The 21,846-nt window shown below is 41.1% G+C and carries 17 protein-coding genes and 1 pseudogene; 10 read left to right on the forward strand and 8 right to left on the reverse strand.

All coding sequences use genetic code 11. The features are described 5' to 3' along the window. Nucleotides 1-8: 8 nt before the first annotated feature. The 3 genes from KZ793_RS02510 to KZ793_RS02520 all read right to left on the reverse strand — a co-directional run bounded on the left by KZ793_RS02510 (nt 9) and on the right by KZ793_RS02520 (nt 3,092). Entirely contained in the window at nt 9-503 is a 495-nt protein-coding gene (locus KZ793_RS02510; protein WP_225813206.1) for a hypothetical protein, read from the reverse strand. Continuing rightward, on the reverse strand, nt 500-1,510 hold the full coding sequence (locus KZ793_RS02515) for a hypothetical protein (RefSeq protein ID WP_225813208.1): 1,011 nt from the start codon (nt 1,508-1,510) through the stop codon (nt 500-502). Before KZ793_RS02515 ends, KZ793_RS02510 begins: the two co-directional genes overlap by 4 nt. Nucleotides 1,511-2,027: 517 nt before the next feature. After that, nucleotides 2,028-3,092 carry a radical SAM protein gene (locus tag KZ793_RS02520; RefSeq protein ID WP_225813214.1) on the reverse strand — a complete coding sequence of 355 codons (1,065 nt, stop codon included), beginning with the start codon at nt 3,090-3,092 and terminating at the stop codon, nt 2,028-2,030. Nucleotides 3,093-3,470: 378 nt separating this feature from the next. On the opposite strand from KZ793_RS02520, the gene KZ793_RS02525 reads away from it, so the two are divergent. The 5 genes and pseudogenes from KZ793_RS02525 (at nt 3,471) to KZ793_RS02545 (ending at nt 9,186) form a co-directional block, all read left to right on the forward strand. Next, the gene (locus KZ793_RS02525) at nt 3,471-5,090 is read left to right on the forward strand and encodes a (2,3-dihydroxybenzoyl)adenylate synthase (protein ID WP_225813215.1); all 1,620 of its coding nucleotides are present in this window, start codon (nt 3,471-3,473) and stop codon (nt 5,088-5,090) included. 22 nt (nt 5,091-5,112) lie between these two features. Then, nucleotides 5,113-5,733, forward strand: a pseudogene (locus KZ793_RS02530) (isochorismatase family protein); the annotation flags it as partial. A gap of 70 nt (nt 5,734-5,803) precedes the next feature. Continuing rightward, a complete protein-coding gene (dhbA, locus tag KZ793_RS02535) occupies nt 5,804-6,574 on the forward strand; it encodes a 2,3-dihydro-2,3-dihydroxybenzoate dehydrogenase (RefSeq protein ID WP_225813216.1) in 771 nt (256 codons plus the stop codon). A 102-nt stretch (nt 6,575-6,676) separates the two neighbouring features. Continuing rightward, nucleotides 6,677-7,129, forward strand: coding sequence for a DUF441 domain-containing protein (locus KZ793_RS02540; RefSeq protein WP_011146947.1), 453 nt, complete (start codon nt 6,677-6,679; stop codon nt 7,127-7,129). 5 nt (nt 7,130-7,134) lie between these two features. Next, on the forward strand, nt 7,135-9,186 hold the full coding sequence (locus KZ793_RS02545) for a tRNA(Met) cytidine acetyltransferase TmcA (protein WP_225813217.1): 2,052 nt from the start codon (nt 7,135-7,137) through the stop codon (nt 9,184-9,186). Here KZ793_RS02545 and KZ793_RS02550 read toward each other — a convergent pair. From KZ793_RS02550 to KZ793_RS02570, 5 genes are all read right to left on the reverse strand, one after another. After that, a complete protein-coding gene (locus KZ793_RS02550; RefSeq protein WP_225813218.1) occupies nt 9,134-9,325 on the reverse strand; it encodes a YpfN family protein in 192 nt (63 codons plus the stop codon). The genes KZ793_RS02545 and KZ793_RS02550 overlap by 53 nt on opposite strands. After that, entirely contained in the window at nt 9,325-10,002 is a 678-nt protein-coding gene (locus tag KZ793_RS02555) for a M15 family metallopeptidase (RefSeq protein WP_225813219.1), read from the reverse strand. The genes KZ793_RS02550 and KZ793_RS02555 overlap by 1 nt, the downstream gene beginning before the upstream one ends. Continuing rightward, nucleotides 9,999-11,126, reverse strand: coding sequence for a succinyl-diaminopimelate desuccinylase (gene dapE / locus KZ793_RS02560; RefSeq protein ID WP_225813221.1), 1,128 nt, complete (start codon nt 11,124-11,126; stop codon nt 9,999-10,001). Before dapE ends, KZ793_RS02555 begins: the two co-directional genes overlap by 4 nt. A 1-nt stretch (nt 11,127) precedes the next feature. Next, nucleotides 11,128-11,511 (reverse strand): ArsC family reductase, encoded by a 384-nt coding sequence (locus KZ793_RS02565; protein WP_225813400.1) that lies wholly within the window; start codon nt 11,509-11,511, stop codon nt 11,128-11,130. Between the two features lie 213 nt (nt 11,512-11,724). Continuing rightward, a complete protein-coding gene (locus KZ793_RS02570) occupies nt 11,725-12,360 on the reverse strand; it encodes a response regulator (RefSeq protein ID WP_011146941.1) in 636 nt (211 codons plus the stop codon). 586 nt (nt 12,361-12,946) lie between these two features. Here KZ793_RS02570 and maeB point away from each other — a divergent pair. The 5 genes from maeB (at nt 12,947) to KZ793_RS02595 (ending at nt 21,743) form a co-directional block, all read left to right on the forward strand. Beyond that, complete coding sequence (gene maeB, locus KZ793_RS02575; RefSeq protein WP_225813223.1) at nt 12,947-15,226, forward strand: NADP-dependent oxaloacetate-decarboxylating malate dehydrogenase; 2,280 nt, start codon at nt 12,947-12,949, stop codon at nt 15,224-15,226. 111 nt (nt 15,227-15,337) lie between these two features. Then, entirely contained in the window at nt 15,338-16,201 is an 864-nt protein-coding gene (locus KZ793_RS02580) for a ChaN family lipoprotein (RefSeq protein WP_225813225.1), read from the forward strand. Nucleotides 16,202-16,354: 153 nt separating this feature from the next. After that, nucleotides 16,355-17,155, forward strand: a complete 801-nt coding sequence (locus KZ793_RS02585) for an energy transducer TonB (RefSeq protein WP_225813227.1) — start codon at nt 16,355-16,357, stop codon at nt 17,153-17,155. Between the two features lie 131 nt (nt 17,156-17,286). Next, nucleotides 17,287-19,344, forward strand: a complete 2,058-nt coding sequence (locus KZ793_RS02590) for a S9 family peptidase (protein ID WP_225813402.1) — start codon at nt 17,287-17,289, stop codon at nt 19,342-19,344. A 128-nt stretch (nt 19,345-19,472) separates the two neighbouring features. Further along, nucleotides 19,473-21,743, forward strand: a complete 2,271-nt coding sequence (locus KZ793_RS02595; RefSeq protein WP_225813230.1) for a TonB-dependent receptor domain-containing protein — start codon at nt 19,473-19,475, stop codon at nt 21,741-21,743. Nucleotides 21,744-21,846 lie beyond the last annotated feature (103 nt).

A 21,846-nucleotide genomic window follows, 5' to 3' on the forward strand; every position in this document is an offset into this window, starting at 1 on the left:
GCTCCACACTATATTTTACTTTGCAACTCGCCCTTTATTTTTTCGACAATAGATTCATCTATGCATAACCCAATATTACCTTCTGAGCTAAAGCAGATCAGAGGGCGTTTGCTTACACGCAGAATGAAATATTTGTTTTGTCCCTTGTGATAGTATCCAGACGAATAATGGATAATATGTATACCATTACTTCGACTAAAATCTTCCAAGGAAACGCTTTCTTCCTGGTGTAATGAGGAAATAACCCATTCGTGTGAATATACCCCGGACTTCATCAATAATTTTCCTTCCTTGACCACGGCTTTATTTGATAACAGTTGATAGCCTACAAATAAGGCAATGATGACAAAGAGAGTTGTCGCAATACTTGTCGCCAGCTTATTGGGATTGCTGTGACTGAGCCAGTATGGTACAGGCAGAAAAACTAAAGCGATCAGGACGAGCATAGCGACATTCATTAATATGACTTTGAAGTCTGGATTTAATCCCACGATATTATTCATGCTGCTGCCATTCCTAAAGATAATTCGGTAAAGAGATGAATCACTTCTTTGCGTTCTTCGCGTGTTGCGGGCAGATTGATATAACCACACTTTTGCGCCGCAAACAGGCAAGCGGTGATTTCCCTTCTGATAGCTTCTTTGACCAGTGTATCGACCATTTCTTGGTTGTTATAGAGTCTGGCAAGATGAAGAGAAGCCGTACCGGTTGAAAGGTCGCTATGATCAATTTTGGGTAAATAATTTACCATACATACAGTGACCGCTACTTGTACCGCCAGGCTCAAGTAGGCTGCTACGTTAACTGCCGCCGCCGCATTCACTGCCGCGACAACTCGGGTGCCGACAGCCACGTTAACCGCAGCAACGACATTTGCTCCTACCACCAAGCGAGCAATCTCAATACTGGTATCATCTTCACTGTTTAAGGGTTCCAGAATTTCTTTCAGCCGGATAAGAGGAGGACTGTCGGTATCTTGGAGCTGATAGGATTCGATGTGTTCTTTAAAATGTGCGACAAGGCTGGCATCTTGATTGAGATGGTGATTGATTCGGCTTCTCAGACTTGAGCCCCTTTCGTTTAAACCATAGGTTTTTAAGTGGGAAAAGAGCGCCTCATAGTCGTTGGTTTTTACCGCATTCATTAAATCTTTGTCATAAGTGATGAATAGCAGTAATTCCTCTGCGGAACCGGGACTAACGATATCTTTGTTTATGCCAAATTCAGCCAACACTTTTTCCGGTGATTCCCGGTATTCTAACGCTAAATTGGGCTGTTGTTGTAGGGTTTCCCAGAATCGGTTATAGGTGATGATCTCTTCCCAAACTTCAACCGGGAGTTTGGCGTTTGACATTGACAGCCTTAGCTTATTTTCTTCAACTTCCCCTGGAGAGAGTAATGAACGTGGCACGCCAAACAGGCGGTTACTATCAGTGCGAGCGTTGACGGTGGGTATGACACTGCCAATAGCTGCACCAGCAGCCACGCCAATAAATGTACGTCTTTTCATAATTCGTTCCTTTATAAGTTAACGGAATTCTTTTTTTATTAAGATAATATGTAACCTTTCTTTGTTAAGTTTCTTCATTACTGAGATAATTTCATGAAATAATTATCTAATTGATATTTCTTACCTGCGATATTCATTGTAAGTATATATTATGATTATCATAATAGTATTTGGGTATCGCATTGAGTACTCAATGGGAAAACATAGAATAATTTACCCTCCGTTCGATTAAAGGTTAGACGATACTAACTATTAGCTGGATGGTGACATTTTGCAATAGGTTAGTTGATTAAATTTATATTTTTAGCGTTTAGACTAAATATATTTCGCGACAAAATGTCCTTATCTAGATTTCGATCACAAAATAGTAAGTGAAAATATTCCTAAAGAAGAATAAAGTATTTCCTTTCCTTGATTACCACTTCATTAAATAAAAATTTTCTAGCCGATAAATACTTTTTTTGGTGATATTCGTTAGTAGTAACGTTAAAATTTGGATTCGATCCTGTCGTATTTTTCATTCCTCAGTTAAGTTAACGGCATTTTTTTCTGCTGAATAGTAGATGAGATCCAGTCTTTCTTTAGCGTTAAATTTCTTCATTACCGGAATGATTTCTTTATGGTAATTGTTTAGCAGATTCCGGCGTGTCTCTTCGTCTTTATGCAAATGAGCACAAGCCTGGCAGGGATGAACGATTTTTTCCAGATTAATGTTACTATCCTGCGGGCGATATTTTTTCAGGATCTTGTACGGCCCTTCTGTCCTTAACCACACTTTCATAAAGTCTTCTTCCTGACCTTTAAAAAGCTGAGATACATCGCCTCCTTGCAAACGGCCAAGTTTCATTTCGGGGATATGCTCTAATGTCAGCCCACAGCAAGCGGAAATTTCACCGTGTGGTGTCAGTACAATATTTTCAAACACCTGATCGCACCCTTTTGCCAGTTGCTGATCCCGGTTTGGAACATCTTTTCGTTCTTCGCTGGTGTCATAGAATGGCATCCAGGTATTTCGTTGTAAATTAATTTTGTTTTGTTCTTTCAGGCGTTTAATGATCGGGTTCTGGGTGATTTGCGTTGCAATGGCAGAATCAACGGTATCCTGTTCTACTGTAATCAGTGTTGTAATGTTTTGTTCCGCCAATGCTTCTGCCGCTGCGACTACGCTATCAAGAGGAATCCATTCACTGTGATCTTTCCCTGTGCTGATGTTTATCTCTGTGATGCCAGCATTTATTAAGTCTTGGGCGATTTTTTGCGCCTTTTCTCTATTTTTTCCCCAATAACCGTTAGTCACGCAACGAGTTAATAAGCCGTGATCTGAGGCAAAGCGAATGGCTTCAATCAGATCTTTACCTAGCAGGAAACATTCCCCGCCACTGAAGACGACTAACTTTAACCCTGGAAAGTTAGCTTTTGAGTGTGCAATAAATTGTTTAATTTCATCCAGGCTTAAACGCGCTTTTACCGAGGGGTTACATTCAAAACAACATTCTTTGCAAGCAGCATTGCAAGTATATGTTGTGATCACGGTGGCGGTGTTCGGATATTTTTCCCAATATCCAGGAGGAAAGCATGACATAATTTACCCCTGTTGGATTAAAGGTTATACCCTTCATCTTTCAAGCTGCTGCTTTGTTGGCGGCTTTCACTCACCCCAGTCACATCGTTATCTATGTTCCTGGGGATTCGTTCACTTGCCGCCGCGCTGCAACTCGAAATCTATTAGGTATATACGTTACTAACTATTAGCAATATGATTTTATTTTGCAATATATTAGGTAATTAAATTTGTATTTTGAGCGCTGGCACGAAGTATGACTTGTGACGAAATGTATTTATTTAGAAGTGGCTCACAAAATAAGGATCGAAATATTTCTGATGGAAGATAAAGTAAATAGGTATAAACAGTCATCGACGATTGTTCAAGGTATTAAATATTATTGTAAGGAATGAAATCATGTCTATTGAATTTACACGCTGGCCGGTTGAATTAGCAGAACGTTATCGTGAAAAGGGTTATTGGCTTGGTAAACCCTTAACTGACATACTTTATAAACAATGTCAGATACAACCTGAAGCAATAGCTATTATCTGTGGTGACCGTAAATTTAGTTATCATCAACTTGATCAACAATCATCTGCATTAGCCGCAAATTTAACTTTAGCGGGAATAAAGAGAGGTGATACTGCTATCGTACAATTGCCGAATATAGCTGAATTTTATATTACATTTTTTGCGCTACTGAAAATGGGAGTAGTACCTATTAATGCATTATTTAGCCATAATAAATTAGAGTTACTTGCTTATGCCCAACAAATTGATCCAAGTCTGATTGTACTTTCGTCAGAGCATTCACTTTTGCAGAATAATGATTTCCTGGAGCAATTAAAAACACATTGTCCACGGCTAAGGAATATCGTCGTTGATGGTCGCAAAATACAACATACCCATGAATTAAAATCGTGGTTAGAGTCAACAAATTTACCTTTGAATTTTGAGACGACACGTTCAGATGAAGTCGCTTTTTTTCAACTTTCAGGTGGGAGTACTGGGACACCTAAATTAATTCCAAGGACGCATGACGATTACTATTATAGCGTTAGACGCAGTGTGGAAATTTGTGAATTGACACAACAGACCCGTTATCTTTGTGCTTTGCCGGCGCAACATAATTACCCATTGAGTTCTCCGGGGGCGCTTGGCGTATTTTACGCTGGCGGTTGTGTCATATTAGCAACAGATCCTGGGCCTACGACGTGTTTTCCACTAATACGTGAACATAAGGTAACAATGACCTCACTGGTGCCATCGGCTGTCGCGTTATGGATTCAGACGATGAGGAAATACGAATATTCACTGGAAAGTCTTCGGTTATTACAAGTCGGTGGAGCAAAGTTAAGTGAAAGTGTGGCGCGAGTGATCCCGAAACTTTTTTCATGTAAGTTGCAACAGATTTTTGGGATGGCCGAAGGGTTAGTATGTTATACCCGGCTTAATGACGATGATGAACGTATATTTACCACTCAGGGGCGCCCAATGAGTGAAGATGATGAGCTGCGTATCGTTGATAGTAAAGGCGATATACAAGCGGCAGGTTCGGCGGGGATGTTAATCATTCGTGGGCCATATACATTCCGGGGATATTATAAAAGCCCAGAGCACAATTCGAAGGTATTCGATAACGAAGGTTTTTATTATTGCGGTGATTTAGCCTATATGACTAAAGAGGGTTATGTGTGTATTGTCGGACGTGAGAAAGATCAAATTAATCGCGGGGGTGAAAAAATTGCTTCGGAAGAAATTGAATCTTTGCTACTCAAACATGAAGGTGTTATCCATAGCGCTTTAGTTTCGATGCCTGATCCTTTGATGGGAGAAAAAAGCTGTGCTTTTGTTGTGGTGGCTGATCCGAATATAAACGCATTGCAATTGCGGAAATATTTAAGGGGGCTAGGAATCGCTGAATATAAATTGCCTGATCGTGTCGAGATTATTGATGTTATGCCTGTTACACCGGTTGGAAAGATTAATAAACGATTATTAAGACAACTCATTCGAGATAAATTAGAAAATTAATTAATGACATGAAGGTGTTGAAATGACCATTCCATCATTGAAAAATTATATGCTACCTCAGCCGAAAGATTTTCCAGGCAATAAAGCATCCTGGTTATTCGAACCCCATAGGGCAATTTTGCTTATTCATGACATGCAGGACTATTTCCTGCAATTTTTCGGTAATAATAGCCCTTTAGTTAATAAATTAATTGAAAATATTCATTTATTGAAAGTATTTTGTAAAGAAAAAGAGATTCCCATTATATATACAGCACAACCTAAAGTACAAAGTGATGAAGAGCGCGCATTACTTAATGATATATGGGGAGCAGGCTTGAATAGATCACCTCATTTACAGAATATCAGCCATGCTTTGGCCCCTGATAACGATGATATTGTGATAGTTAAGTGGCGTTATAGTGCATTTCAACGTTCTTCGTTAGAAAAAAATATAAAAGAATTAGGGCGGGATCAATTAATTATTTGCGGAGTGTATGGACATATTGGTTGCATGATTACTGCGGTTGACGCATTCATGAGAGATATAAAGCCTTTTTTAGTGGGTGATGCGATAGCTGATTTTACGCTAGAAGATCACTTCATGGCTTTAAAATATGTTGCTGAAAAATCAGGAATGGTTGTGAGTACTAAAGAAATAATTTCATCAGTAAATTTCGATAAATCGAATTTATAACAAGTGCATAATAAATCGCTATTAAAGAAGAAATGAAATGAAAAATAAACAAAATTTACAAATGGATTTTAGCCATAAAACCATCTGGGTAACTGGGGCGGCACGTGGCATTGGCGAACAAATTGCCCGTGATTTTACCGCGCTTGGCGCTAACGTAATAGGTTTCGATCGCGTATTTGAGCAAGATAATTTGCCTTATAAATGTATACAACTCGATATCAGTGATCCAGAAAAGGTCGAAATGATTTGTTCCCAACAACTGTCTATTTCAGCCAAATTAGATATTTTGGTTAATGCTGCCGGTATATTGCAATTGGGAAATATTGATGAGCTAAATATGAGTGACTGGCATCGTTGTATTAATGTTAATGCTTCTGGGGCTTTTTATCTATTTCGTACAGTGATTCCCCATTTTAAACGTCAGCGCAGTGGCACGATTATCAGCGTCAGCTCTAATGCAGCACGTGTTCCCCGTATGCACATGGCGGCTTATTGTGCATCAAAATCAGCACTGACAAGTTTAACGCATTGTGTTGGGTTAGAACTCGCGCCGTTTGGTGTCCGTTGTAATGTTGTATCGCCTGGTTCGACGGATACCCCTATGCAGCGTTCCATGTGGAAAACCGATGATGATGAAAAAAATACAATTAACGGGTATCCTGAGCAATATAAATTAGGTATTCCCCTCGGTAAGATTGCAAATGTTAATGAAATTTCACATACCGTACTTTTCTTGTCTTCTGATTTGGCAAGCCATATAACGCTACAGGATATTGTGGTTGATGGTGGTGCGACGTTAGCTTGTTAATAGTTTGAATTGATACGAAAATACCCGTCATTTCTGTAACATAAGGAAAAATTGCCCTAGCCTAATAGGATTAGGCTGTTGTAGGGTATTGAAATCAAATCTATGAGCCATCTCGATCCTACTTTACTGGTGCTGCTAGTGTTGGCAGCACTGGGTATCATCAGCCACAACATGACTGTCACGCTTGCAATGCTGCTCTTGCTGGTTATCCGTATAACGCCACTGAATCATTTTTTCCCGTGGGTGGAAAAATATGGGTTGACTATCGGTGTACTTATTTTGACCGTGGGCGTCATGGCGCCTATCGCCAGTGGAAAAATTACGGTACAAGCTGTCCTTAACTCGTTTATGAATTGGAAATCGTTACTTGCGATAGTGATAGGTGTTTTAGTGTCATGGTTGGGTAGCCGGGGTGTTTCACTGATGTCTAATCAACCATCGACAGTTGCTGGTTTGCTGGTGGGGACGGTCTTGGGTGTTGCCCTGTTTAAAGGTGTTCCTGTGGGGCCGCTGATTGCTGCGGGGATTTTGTCATTGTTGATTGGTAAATCATAGCCGTTATGTTGCCGGAACTGAGTGTGATACAGACGGAAATGCAGCGGCAAGGGTTACGTCGTTTGCTGGTGTTGAGTGGCGATGATCATTGGTGCTATTTACAGGCTCATGAGTTACAGCAGAAATTTACTGGTGATTGGTTATGCATCTCTTATCGTAAACAGAACGCCGTGTTGCCCGAAAAGGCGGCCAGTTTATTAGGTCAGGAATATCTGCATGGAATATTTGATGCTACCGAAGGTTTTAATGCGGAAGCACTGGCGATATTGGCAGGCACATTGAAAGCAGGAAGTTGGTTGGTGATGATGGTTCCATCTTGGAACCAATGGCATTATCAACCAGATAAGGACAGCGCACGTTGGAACGAGCAGTTAGATGCTATTCCAACACCGCATTTTGTTCAGCATATTCAGCAGCAGATTATTAGCGATCCCCAAGTTTTGCTATGGCGGCAAAATGATCCCTTATACGTACCTGAATTTTCACAGTATCGTGCGTGGCAACTGCCTGATGGCAGCCCAACTGCCAGCCAGCATGCCATTTTGACGCGACTTTTGCGGGCAAATCAGGGGGTATGGGTCATTACTGCGCCAAGAGGGCGAGGGAAATCGACACTTGCCGGTATGTTAATGCAGCAATGGCAAGGAAATTGCTGGTTAACTGCACCGGCAAAAGCGACAACCGAGGTTATCAGGTGTTATGCGGGGGAAAAGGGAAAATTCTGGGCCGTAGATAATTTGCTGAAATATTGTAGACAAAATAGCGTGTCAGATATTGATTGGTTGCTTATCGATGAAGCCGCTGCTATTCCAATGCCCCAATTATCTGAGTTGATCAACTATTTTCCCCGAATATTGTTGACCACAACTGTGCAGGGATATGAAGGTACAGGGCGCGGATTTTTACTTAAATTTTGTGTTGGAATCCCTAATAGTCATATTCTGAGCCTGACGGCCCCTGTGCGTTGGGCTGAAAATGATCCGCTGGAAAATTGGTTGGAAAACGCTTTACTGTTTGAGGATGCAATTCCTGTCAACAATTCTGATAAGGCTATCAGTCATCACGTTTATTATCAGCAACAATGGATTAAACAACCTGAATTGTTGAGGCAGTTTTATGGCATATTGACCAGCGCTCATTACAAAACTTCACCTTTGGATTTACGGCGTTTACTTGATGCCAAAGGCATGCAATTTGTTGCGGCTGTTGGAAATAATGTCTTGATGGGGGCTTTGTGGATGGTTGAAGAAGGCGGGTTGTCGCTTGAGTTAGCCCATGAAATATGGGCAGGCAGGCGTCGTCCAAGAGGAAATTTGGTTGCTCAATCGTTAGCTGCCCATAGCGGTTTACCACAGGCGGCGGTTTTGAAATCTCAACGGATCAGCCGGGTTGCTGTACAGGCTAATAATCGCAGGCAAGGTATTGCTCAGGGAATGATCGCGTATCAACGGGAAAGGGCAGAAAAACAGGGCGTGGATTTTATTTCTGTTAGCTTTGGTTATACCGCGCAGCTCTGGGCATTGTGGCAGAAATGTGGCTTCCAATTAGTGCGAATGGGAACTCATTTGGAAGCCAGCAGTGGTTGTTATACGGCAATGGCGATTCTTCCATTGAGTGAACAGGGAATTGTTCTGAGGATTCAAGCTCAGCAACAGTTCGCCCGTGATGCACGTTGGCTAGAATCCCAGATTGGGTTTAGCTTGCCTGTTGATTACCAAACTGACCATCATCTCAATCAGTATGATTGGCAGGAGCTGTCAGGTTTTGCATTTGCTCACCGGCCATTTTCTGCTTCATTACCGGCCTTGCAACGATTGTTGCTGAACAGTGATTTGCCGTTGATTGCGCTGAGAAATCATCTCCAGCAGGAAATGAGTGTTGAGCAATGCATCACCGTATTGAAGTTGAGTGGATATAAGGCATTAATGCGACTCTGGCGGCAAGAAACCGCACAGGCGTTGTCAAGTCTTGATCGGAAACTTGCCAAAGACTGGCAAGGGTGGACTACGGCTTTTTCTGTGGCCAATCATCCTCATCATCATCCCACTTGCTATTAAGATCCCGATGAGGAGGCAGTTCCGGTTTATTGTCCAAAAATTTTTTAACATCAAGGCGGCGTAACTCTTTAATTGCATTGAGAAGAACGCCAACCAATAAAACTAAAATAATCCACCAGTAATCAGCTAACCATTGCATTAGGTTGTCTCCTGCGCAACATGGAGGTAATTTTCAAATATATAAGGTAAGTTAGCAGATAACCAGTCAATGCCTGCGATGTCATGCTGCTGCCATACATCCAGTAACATTTGCTGAGTCAGCAATTTTTCTAATTGCTTGGCTAATGGTTGGTAGCTGATATGCCACGGTTCATAAGCGACTCCGATATTGTGACTGATAAAAGGACGGTAAAAACCGAAATGAGCCATATTCTCGGTCAACCAATGAGTTAATGGTTCGAAATAACCCCCATTTTCATATTCCCAAGGTTCGAGTAATAACTTCTGGTTATCCGGTAGCATCGTTGGATCATAGATATCCAAATCTGTTCCCCAATGATGACGGCTGGCGCCGGGCAGGGCGGACCACCGAAGAATTGCTTTACAGCGTTCTCCTTCTGATAACTGGGTGATATCCATGGGTTGGCTGTTTTCATCCAACACAGGGCGTTCACCACGGAATTTTCCATTCCAGATAGCTTGCTGACGTTGAAAATCACGAAACGTGCTGGCAGGTTGCAGATTAATTCCGGCCTTTTCAGCAGCTTGTTGCATGGAAAGAAAAGCATTGACGGCTTCTGGTTGTAATCGGTGATTGCCAAAGAGAGAAATCAAGTGACCAGCAGCCAGGCCGGTTAACATATTTGCTGTGATCACTGGATTAACTGCTCCATAACACGTTGATAAATCCGGCTAAGTTGTTGCAGGTCGGCGGCGCTGACGGACTCATTAACTTTATGAATTGTTGAGTTTAGTGGCCCCAGTTCGACAACTTGAGCGCCCATCTGAGCGATAAATCGTCCATCGGATGTACCACCGCTGGTAGATAATTCAGGTTGATAGCCACAATATTGGTCTATTGCCTGTATAACTGCATTGACTAACTCACCTTTGGCTGTCAGGAAAGGCTGACCTGCTAGTATCCACTCAATCGTGTAATTCAGATTGTGATTTTTGAGGATAGTTTCAACCCGTTCACGGATTTGGCTGTCAGTCAGCTCTGTACTGAAACGGAAATTGAATTGAACTTGCACATTCCCAGGGATCACATTATGGCTGCCTGTTCCCGCGTGGATATTGGCAATTTGCATACTGGTTGCCGGGAAAAATTCATTCCCGTTATCCCAATGTGTATTGACCAGTGTCTGTAAAGCAGGAAGGGCACGGTGGATTGGGTTATCAGCTAAATGCGGATAGGCAACGTGGCCTTGAATACCGTGAACAGTGAGATTTGCAGTAAGGGAACCTCGACGGCCATTTTTCACCATATCGCCAAGACGATGCTGGCTAGAAGGTTCACCGATCAGGCAATAATCCAATCGTTCATTACGGGACATCAAGGCTTCAACCACTTTAACGGTGCCGTGGGTGGCTTTCGCTTCCTCGTCTGAAGTAATAAGAAAGGCCAGACGTCCATTATGGTTAGGATGGGTGGCAACGAAACGTTCAGCCGCGACAATCATGGCGGCTAATGAGCCTTTCATATCTGCCGCACCCCGGCCATATAACATACCATTACGGATAGTTGGCTCAAATGGGGGATATTCCCACTGAGATTCATCGCCTGCGGGGACGACATCAGTGTGTCCGGCAAAGGCTAACGTCGGGCCTATGCCGCGATAGGCCCAAAAATTGTTTGTATCGCCAAAGGGCATCCGTTCAATGGTGAAGCCAATTGCTTGCAAATGAGCGATCATAATATCTTGGCAACCTTTATCGTCCGGGCTGATAGAGGGTTGCCTGATAAGTTGTTGTGCAAGTTCAATGACAGGGCAAGTCATTTCAGAGTGCCTCAGCAAAAAATTGCTGATATTCATCCACCTTATAACCTAATAGGCAATCACCTTTTGCAGAAATTAATAGTGGGCGTTTGATAATAGCGGGTTGTTCCAACATCAACGTTTTTGCTGTGTCAGCATTATTAATTGTCGCTCGTTGTTGATCGGTCAGTTTACGCCAAGTTGTACCGCGGGTATTAATCAATGATTCCCAACCAAGTTTGTCAATAAATGACTGCAAAAGTGCGGCATTGAGTCCATCAACACGATAATCATGAAACAGGTAAGTAATTTCCTGTTCTTCCAGCCAACGACGGGCTTTTTTTATTGTGTCACAATTCTTGATCCCATAGAGAGTAAAAGCGGGTCGAGAAGATTTATCCAACATCATTTAACAGATCCTTAAAAAAAAATTTAAATACCTAAACATAATGCTGGAAAATGCCTGTTTTATCCAGATGATATCCTGATTTTTATTATCGGAGATACTAAAGCAGGAGACTCAATTTTATTGGCTTGTTCTCATAAGGGGTATTTGCTATATAACAACGATAAGAGCCGACCCTCGGTAATAAGCCCAAGGAACGGCTCGGAAGAAGTATTAGGCTACTCCATTTTTCCTATGTTGCAAATACATGATTGTTGCAGCCAGGCGGGAACGTACATTCAGTTTTTTTAACAAGTTTCTGATGTGTACCTTCACTGTCTCTTCAGAAATAAATAGGACATCAGCAACTTCCTTATTGGTCATGCCACTAGACACTTCTTTTAATACATCTAACTCACGTTTGGTCAATTCAGATAAAGGATCAACATGTTTATGACGGTTAGCCAGATGTTGGTATATTTTTTCACTAAATACAGTTTGTCCACGAGCAGCATGGCGAATGCTGCTTAATAACGAATCTAAGTCGCTATCTTTAAGTAAGTAGCCATTAGCTCCTGCGTCAATGGCTGCGTAAACATCATTTCGATCATCTGAAACGGATAATACCAGTACATAGGAATTGATCCCTTTTCTACGGATAGATTTAATCGTGTCCACGCCTGAAAGACCATTCATATTGAGATCTATCATAATGACATCAGGTTTCAGCTTGCATGCAATATTTATTGCTTCTTCACCATTGTCAGCTTCTGCTGTCACGGTAAGCGCTCGATCGAGCTCTACAATCTGTTTCAAGCCATGGCGAATGAGAGGGTGGTCATCAACTATCATCACTGAATGGTTATACATTTTCCTTCTCCCTTAAATAAGTAAAGCCACGAAATGCAGACTTTGAATTTGATTAAAAGGCAGTAATGAATGAGTCTGCCCTAAATTAAATTGCTATGAAAAAATTTTATCAAAACCGATTGATTTACAGAATTGATAGCTCTGTAAGTCCAGAAAGCACATCCTGATATAAAAATATAAATAGCGCAAATTAGTTTGATAAGTAAAAAAAGAAGATGAGTAATTTTCACAAAAAACACATAACTTCTCTTCTTTTAATGATGTTAAAAATCAATATGTTAAATTAGTTATTATTAGATTTGTTTTCTTTTATAAAATTTATTTTAATTGAATTTATATTGAGAGTTTTTCTATGTTATAGTTAATATAGTTACTATAACTTTAATGATATTGTATGAATGATAATGTTTCTTTCTTTATTTTCCTATATTAAGTAGTGGTATTAGTGGAGAAATTGGTTAGTATTTTTTATGAGCAAAAAAGTGCTACTTTATTGATAAGATGCTGTCAATGTTATGATTTGACACACAGTACCTATTATACTGCTTCTGCTCTTACTCCAGATTGTATATAAAAGGATCCGACGATGGATGAAAAATTAAAACAGAGTGCATTGGATTTTCACCAGTTTCCACAACCAGGGAAAATCACGGTTACTCCCACTAAACCTCTGACAACTCAGCGAGATTTGGCCTTAGCTTATTCACCAGGTGTTGCTGCGCCTTGTCTGGAAATTGCAAAAGATCCATTAGCGGCTTACAAATATACTGCGCGTGGCAATCTTGTGGCAGTGATATCTAATGGTAGTGCGGTCTTAGGATTGGGGAATATTGGTGCACTGGCAGGTAAGCCAGTGATGGAAGGAAAAGGTGTACTGTTTAAAAAGTTCTCAGGTATTGATGTATTTGATATTGAAGTCGATGAGTCCGATCCTGACAAATTGATTGATATCATTGCGGCACTGGAGCCGACGTTTGGAGGGATTAACCTCGAAGATATCAAAGCACCGGAATGTTTCTATATTGAGAAAAAACTGCGGGAAAAAATGAACATTCCGGTATTCCATGATGACCAGCATGGCACAGCGATAATTTGTACGGCTGCTGTTTTGAATGGCTTGCGGATTATGAAAAAAGAGATTTCAGCGGTTCGCTTAGTTGTTTCTGGTGCCGGTGCTGCCTCAATTGCCTGTATGAACTTGCTGGTTGCGCTTGGGTTGCAACGCAAAAATATTGTGGTATGCGATTCTAAAGGGGTGATTTATCGTGGTCGCGATAAAGATATGGAAGAGACTAAAGCTGCCTATGCGATTGAAGACAATGGCAGCCGCACATTAGGTGATGTTATCCCTGGAGCAGATATTTTCCTCGGATGTTCCGGCCCTGGCGTGTTGACTCAAGACATGGTGAAAACGATGGCTAAAGATCCACTCATCATGGCATTGGCAAACCCTGAACCAGAAATTTTGCCGCCATTGGCAAAACAAGTTCGCCCTGATGCAATCATTTGTACTGGTCGTTCTGATTATCCGAATCAGGTTAATAATGTGCTCTGTTTCCCGTTTATTTTCCGTGGCGCGCTGGATGTTGGTGCAACAACCATTAACGAAGAGATGAAGCTCGCCTGTGTTCATGCGATTGCTGATTTGGCGCTGGCGGAACAGAGTGAAGAGGTGGCTTCGGCTTATGATGATCAGGATCTGTTTTTTGGCCCGGAGTATATTATTCCTAAACCATTTGATCCGCGTCTGATTGTGAAAATTGCCCCGGCAGTTGCCAAAGCAGCAATGGATTCCGGCGTAGCAACCCGCCCGATTAAAGACTTTGGCGCGTATATCGAGAAGTTGAATGAGTTTGTCTATAAAACAAACTTGTTTATGAAACCTATTTTTTCTCAGGCTAAAAAAGCGAAAAAGCGTATCGTTTTGGCCGAAGGGGAAGAAGTCCGTGTATTGCATGCGACTCAGGAGTTGATCTCCCTTGGGCTGGCTTATCCGATTCTAATTGGTCGCCCCAGTGTTATCGAAATGCGTATCCAGAAACTGGGATTGCATATTGAAGCGGGTAAAGATTTTGAAGTAGTCAATAATGAGAATGATCCGCGTTTCAAAAAATACTGGCAGGAATATCATCACATTATGAAACGTCGAGGTGTTTCTGCTGAACAAGCTCGACGGGCAGTTATCGGTAATCCCACCCTGATTGGGGCGATTATGGTACTGCGTGGTGAAGCTGATGGCCTGATTTGTGGTACCGTTGGCAGTTACAGTGAACATTACGATGTTGTGAGAAATGTCTTTGGTTTCCGTGATGGGGTTCATACTGCTGGTGCAATGAATGCACTGATGTTGCCAAGTGGTAATACTTTTATTGCGGATACTTATGTCAATAATGATCCAACGCCTGAACAATTGGCAGAGATTACCCTTATGGCCGCAGAGACTATCCGCCGCTTCGGTATTGAACCAAAAGTTGCGCTGCTTTCTCATTCAAGTTTTGGCTCCACAGATTGCCCCTCAGCACAGAAGATGCGCCAGACGTTGGAATTGGTGAATAAAATGTCACCTTCACTTGAAATTGATGGTGAAATGCATGGTGATGCCGCATTGGTTGAAAGTATTCGCCGTGACATCATGCCAGATAGCCCATTGAAAGGGGCGGCTAATCTGTTAATTATGCCGAATATGGAATCTGCCCGTATCAGTTATAACTTGCTACGTGTCACCAGTTCTGAAGGAGTGACCGTTGGCCCAGTTCTGATGGGGGTTTCCAAACCGGTACATATTCTGACACCAATTTCTTCTGTACGCCGCATCGTTAATATGGTCGCTCTGGCGGCAGTTGAAGCGCAAACTCATCCGCTGTAATACCAATCGCCCCTGTTTCCTGTAGGCAGGGGCTGTTTGTTGTAAACGATTCTTATTATCTATATGATGCGCGAAACATTAATATAGATAGCGGATATTATGAAATTCTTCATGGCAATAAAATCTTTTCTGATTATCTGTGGTTTACTGATCTTATCTGGATGTGTATCTGGACAACAAAAACCGGCTCCCCAAGCGCTTTCACCGGAACTGACTCAACAAGGGGCTATTATCGATCTTAAAACAGGTCACGCTTTGACCCCTGATGAATTGATCAATCGGCTGGCATCACATCAGCGGGTTGTTGTGGGTGAAAAACATGATAATCCATATCATCATCAGATAGAGCTTTGGTTGGTTCAGCAACTCCCGCTCAAAAGAGAACAGGGTTCGGTTCTGTTAGAGATGATTAATCCTGATCAGCAGCAAAAAGTGAATAAAGTTAAGAGTTGGTTGCAAACTAAGCCTATCGTACGTGAAAGCCGCATAAAAGAGCTTCTTGCATGGCAAGATGGATGGCGGTGGGGGTTGTATGGTGGATTGGTCATGGAGCTTATATATCAGCCTTATCCGTTGTTGTCTGCAAACTTGGATCGCAGTGAAATTAAAGCCGCTTACAGTAATCCGCCAGTTCTCCAGGGGAATATTTCTGTTGCTGAAAATGTCAAAGCGCAGATTAAAGCGGTGATTAAAGATGTTCACGGTGGTGAAATAACGGAACAACAGTTATCTGCCATGACCACTATTCAGCAAATGCGGGATCGCAGAATGGCGGAGCAGTTACTTAAAGCGCCAGTTCCTGCCACACTGATTGCGGGTGGATATCATGCAACGAAAGTAATGGGTGTTCCTCTGCATGTTAAAGACTTATCGCCCCAAGAGGACCTTGTTGTGGTGATTCTGGCTGAGAAAAGCAATGTACTGGATAGCCAATATGCTGATTATGTTTGGTATACACCCGTAAAAAAACCGTAGATATTTTAAACAAATGGCGATCTTTTCCCTGTATATAAGGGGCTTTGGCACAGGGATGTGCTCAAGTTAACGATACAGATAAAAATAATTTTCATTAGCATATGAAATTAATTATCATTACTAAATGATAATTAAAACTATGCGCTATCATTCATGTTGATGCTGACACACCTGGCCTTTCAAACGAGTCATTTTAAAAAAGGGCTCATTTCTGCTATTGCTGCTCACTTCATTTTGGTTGGCTGGATTATCTACCAGCCAGAAGAAATTGCTATTGATGAACTGATGCCACCGCCGGCAGTGATGATGGAGCTTTCATTGTTGACAGAAGCGACACATCAGGTACAAAAGCAACCTATTGGTATTGAACAACAACTTTCTGTTGCCAGTCGGCAGCAGGAAAGCGAGATTAATGAGATTAAGACGCCTGAGCTTATTAAAGATGAACAGGCGCAGATTCTGGTGCATAAACCTAAAAAACAGAAAAAGCACCACGAAGAGATTAAAAAAACACCGCCAGTGAAACGTCAGCAGGTAGAAGAACAAGAGAGTGAAAAATCTCAAAGTAGTGCCGCTATGGTGAGCAGTACGGCTACATCTACGAATGTTACTTCGCGGGTTGCTGCTGCTTATGACAGTGATTCAAAGGCGGTTGCGGATGCAGATGCGCTATGGCGGGCTGAGGTTATCGGGCATTTGAACCGCTATAAACGCTATCCAGAAGATGCACAGAGGAGAAATCGCACCGGTCGGCCTACAGTCAGATTCACTATTGATAAACAGGGCTATGTTACTAACCGCGATTTAGTTCGTCGTTCTGGAACCCATTCTTTAGACAGGGAAGCAAAGCAAGTTCTGGCAAGGGCGCAGCCGTTGCCAGCTCCCCCCGATACCGTTTTAAACGGTAATGAAATTACGATAGAACTTCCGATTGATTTTAGTTTAGCTAATTAATACTTTTGATCGACTTAAGGACAGCAGATATGTTAAGGCAGCAAGCGCGGTTTGCCCTGAAAACTAAAGGGCTGTTATTGATATTTTTATTGAGCGGCTGGTTGAATCCTGCCGCCGCAGAGGAAGAAATTATGCCACCAAAGGCAATGAAACAACCACACAATATAATTACCCACGATGATACTCGTATAGATGATTATTACTGGATGCGGGATGATAATCGCAAAGATCAAAAGATCATTGATTATCTGGCCGCCGAAAATAAATATGCCGAACAGATGTTAAAACCCGGTGAACAGCTACGGGATACGTTATACGAAGAAATGGTTGGCAGGATGAAGCAGGATGATCAATCGGTACCCTATAGTTATAATGGGTATATTTATCGGACAATCTATGAAACTGGCAAAGATTTTCCGATTTATCAGCGTAAACCCGTTGATGGCTCATCAGATTGGCAGGTATTGGTCGATGGTAATGAAAGGGCTAAAGGGCACGAATATTACCAATTGAGTAATTTTGCTGTTTCTCTGGATAATAAACGTATTGCGATTGCTGAAGATACGCAGGGACGCCGTAATTATCAGATCTCTTTTAAAGATATCGCTGACAAACAGTGGAATAATGATGTAATAAAAAATACTTCTGGCAACATGGTTTGGGCTAATGACAACAATACGTTGTTTTATGTGCGCAGACATTCGCAAACTTTATTGCCATATCAGGTATTTCGTCACCAATATGGTAGCAATACCAGCGAAGATCAGAAAATATATCAGGAAGAAGATGAGCGTTTTTATTTAAGCATGTCTAAAAGTACTTCCCGTGATTATATTATGTTGTCGATAACCAGTACGTCGACTTCTGAATATTTGCTGATTGATGCAAATAAGCCACAAGCTGAACTTCAAATATTTTCGCCTCGTCAGGAAGGCCGGGAGTATTATATTGACCATTTCCGCGATCATTTCTACATCCGGTCAAATCATGAGAATGAAACTTATGGTCTTTATCAGACTGATGCAATCAACACGCCGTGGAAAATAGTCATTGCTCCGCAGCAGGATAGTGATCTTGAAGCTTTTGATTTGTTTAATGACTGGTTGGTCGTACAGGAGCGAACAAAAGGGTTACCGACAATTCGTCAGATTAATTGGCAAACACAGCAAGAAAAACAGATTAAGTTTGATGATCCAAGTTACATGGCATGGATTGATTACAACCCTGAACCCGATACTGATTTTGTACGTTATGGTTATTCATCCATGACGACACCCAGCTCAACATTCCAGTGGAATATGAAAACAGGTGAGCGGGAATTACTTAAGCAGCAGGAAGTAAAAGGTTTCGATAAACATCATTATGAGAGCCAGCGTATTTGGGTGAAGGCTCGTGATGGTGTAGAAATTCCGGTATCTCTGGTATATCGTAAATCACTGTTTAAAAAAGGCCATAACCCGATATTGATTTATGGATATGGGGCTTATGGTATGAGCATGGATCCTGCATTTAGCTCACCGCGATTGAGTTTATTAGATCGAGGCTTTGTTTACGCCTTGGTACATGTGCGTGGTGGCGGTGAACTGGGTAAAAAATGGTATCTACAAGGTAAAGTCGAAAATAAAATGAATAGTTTTAATGACTTTATCGATGTGACCAAGGCACTGATTGCTCAGAAATATGGTGACAGCAAACGGGTTTATGCAATGGGAGGTAGTGCCGGTGGTTTGCTGATGGGCGCTGTAATTAATCAGGCACCGGAATTATATCGCGGGGTGGTTGCCCAAGTTCCCTTTGTTGATGCCGTGACAACCATGCTCGATCCTTCTATTCCGCTGACAGTAGGTGAATATGAAGAGTGGGGTAATCCCGAAAATAAAGAAGATTATTTCCGAATTAAATCATATAGCCCGTATGACAATATAAAACATCAACGTTATCCAAACTTATTGGTTACGAGTGGATTTTATGATTCCCAAGTACAATATTGGGAACCGACTAAATGGGTAGCAAAATTACGGGATATGAAGAAAGGTGACTCTATTTTATTATTAGAAACCAATATGAGTGCCGGCCATGGTGGTAAATCAGGTCGATTTAATCGATTAAAAGATACTGCACTGGATTACAGTTTTATTTTGATGCTGGATAATGCCAATAAATATTTTCCACAATTAAAAGATAACTGAAATAAATTATAAATAATATAAATTTGTTATTTTTAGCACTGATAATAATTTATCAGTGCTAAACATTTTATTTTCTAAAGACGGGTATGTGAGCAAATATTGATTTGTATGCATTTGGGATAATTGAAATGAAAATAATGACAAAGATAGCAGGGGCCGGTGTGGTTTTAATTGGGTTGCAAGGGTTTGCTTATGGTGAGGAAAAGCAAGAAAAAGTTTTAAAATTCAGCAGATTGAAAGTTTCAGGTTCACAGGATGATGCTGAAATACGAGCAATGGAAAAGCCCGGTTCTTACAGTTCTAAAGGTGAAGATACTAAACTTCAATCAACGGATAGTATATTGCGCAGCATGCCAGGAACTTATACGCAAATTGATCCGGGGCAGGGAACGGTGACGGTTAATATTCGTGGATTAAGTGGATTTGGTCGGGTGAATATGATGGTTGATGGTGTTAGCCAGAGCTTTTATGGTACATCACCCACCAGCATAACACATAGTAATAGTCTTCAGAGCCAGTTTGGCTCATTAATTGATCCTAATTTTATTGTTGGTGTGGATATTAGTCGAGGACAATCTGATGGTTCTGATAGTGTCAACGCATTAGCGGGTAGTGCTAATTTCCGCACAATTGGTGTTGATGATGTGATATTCAGTGGCAATACATTGGGAATACGGACAAAAATGCTCTATGGCGATAATGGCATTGGTCATAATGGCATGATTGCCGTCGCTGGTAAAACACAGGCTTTTAGTTCTGAAGGATCAATTGGCGCTATGCTGGCTGTCAGTGGGCATTCAATTGATGCTAATTATAAAAATGCTGACGGAATATCAAGTGATGAATTTGGTACCGATAAATCTTTTAAACAGAAACCCAATTCTCAATTAATGAAGTTAAATATTAAGCCAAATGAATTTCATGATATGGAGCTGAGTGGCCGTTTGTATCACAATAAATTTACTCAGCGTCATATTGATAGTGAGGATTTTTATCTGAAATACAACTATAAGCCATTCAGTGAGTTGGTTGATATGAAATTGTTGGTTAGTACCAGCGGAAGTGATCAAATCTATAATTCTGCACTTAATGCATTGACAAACAGCAAAACTAAAAATAAATCAAACGCTATTAATCTTAATAACATCAGCCGTTTTAATTACGGCGATACCGATTTTGAGTTGATATTCGGTGGTAAATTGATGAAAACTGAATATAGTAAGACAACTGATAGCGTTTACTCTGATATAGAAGATGAAGAAAAAAAGAAAAAATATGAAAAGACAGATAGTGAAGCAAAAGAAAATAATAGTTTTGCCCCAAGTGGTAAACAAGATATTGCCAGTATTTATAGCGGGTTAAAAATTAATCGTGATATTTACCAAGTTAATATTAATCTTAATTATATGGATTATAGTGTAAAGGGCCATAAACCAGCCTGTGAGTTACGCGTTAATTGTTTCCCTCAAGGTGAAAGTAAACTAAATTTGAAAGAGCGTGGATTTAATCCAAGTATTTTGCTGTCAGCGGAAATTATTCCTGAATTTCAGCCTTTCGTGAGTTATACCCACTCTATGAGAGCACCGAATGCGCAGGAAGTTTTCTATGGCAATGAAGGTGGCGCATCGATAAATCCATTTTTGAAAGGAGAAAAATCGGATACTTATCAAATTGGTTTTAATAGTTACCGTCCAGACATGATTGTAAAAGGAGATACTTTCCGTCTGAAAGCAGCTTGGTATCATACTAAGATAAAGAATTACATCAGTAGTGATTCATATACTCTGTGCAAAGATGGCAGGATATGCCAGTATTCTAAATTATCAGAAGAAGATTGGAAGCATGTTGATGCAAATTTCGGTATGTATATTTATAGCAATAGCATAACCCCGGTGATAATGCGCGGCTATGAAGTCTCTGCTGATTATGATGCCGGTGTATTTTATAGTAAATTGGCTTATAGCCGACAAAAAACAAGCCAACCGACTTCTATTTCTACATCGATTTTTGGTGCAGATCCTACATCAGAATTACCTGAAAGTTTTTTGACTTTGGATACAGGAGGTCGTCTATTGGGCGAAAAACTACGGATTGGAACAATAATTAAATATACCGGTAATTCCTATAAGCTAGATTCAGATCCTTATAATCAGGACAGTGATGGGCGAACGGTGATGGAAAAGGAGAGAAAAATTCCCATTGTGGTCGATTTTTACGGTGATTATAAAATAAATAAAAATGTGCTGTTTAAATTTTCAGTACAGAATCTGACAAACAGAAACTACTCTGAAGCACTTAATCGTATGAGTAATACGGCTGCATTAATGGATAAATCTACTTCGGCTATGCAAACTGCTCGGGGCCGGACCTATATTGTCGGCGCAGAAATCCGTTTCTGATTATACCTGTTATCTTTCAAGTTGCCTCTTTGTTGGCTGTACTCACTCACCCCGGTCACATAGTTATCTATGCTCCCGGGGATTCGCTCCCTTGCCGTCGCGA

The sequence above is a fragment of the Photorhabdus antumapuensis genome (genome assembly GCF_020387775.1).
Classification (GTDB): Bacteria; Pseudomonadota; Gammaproteobacteria; order Enterobacterales; family Enterobacteriaceae; genus Photorhabdus; species Photorhabdus antumapuensis.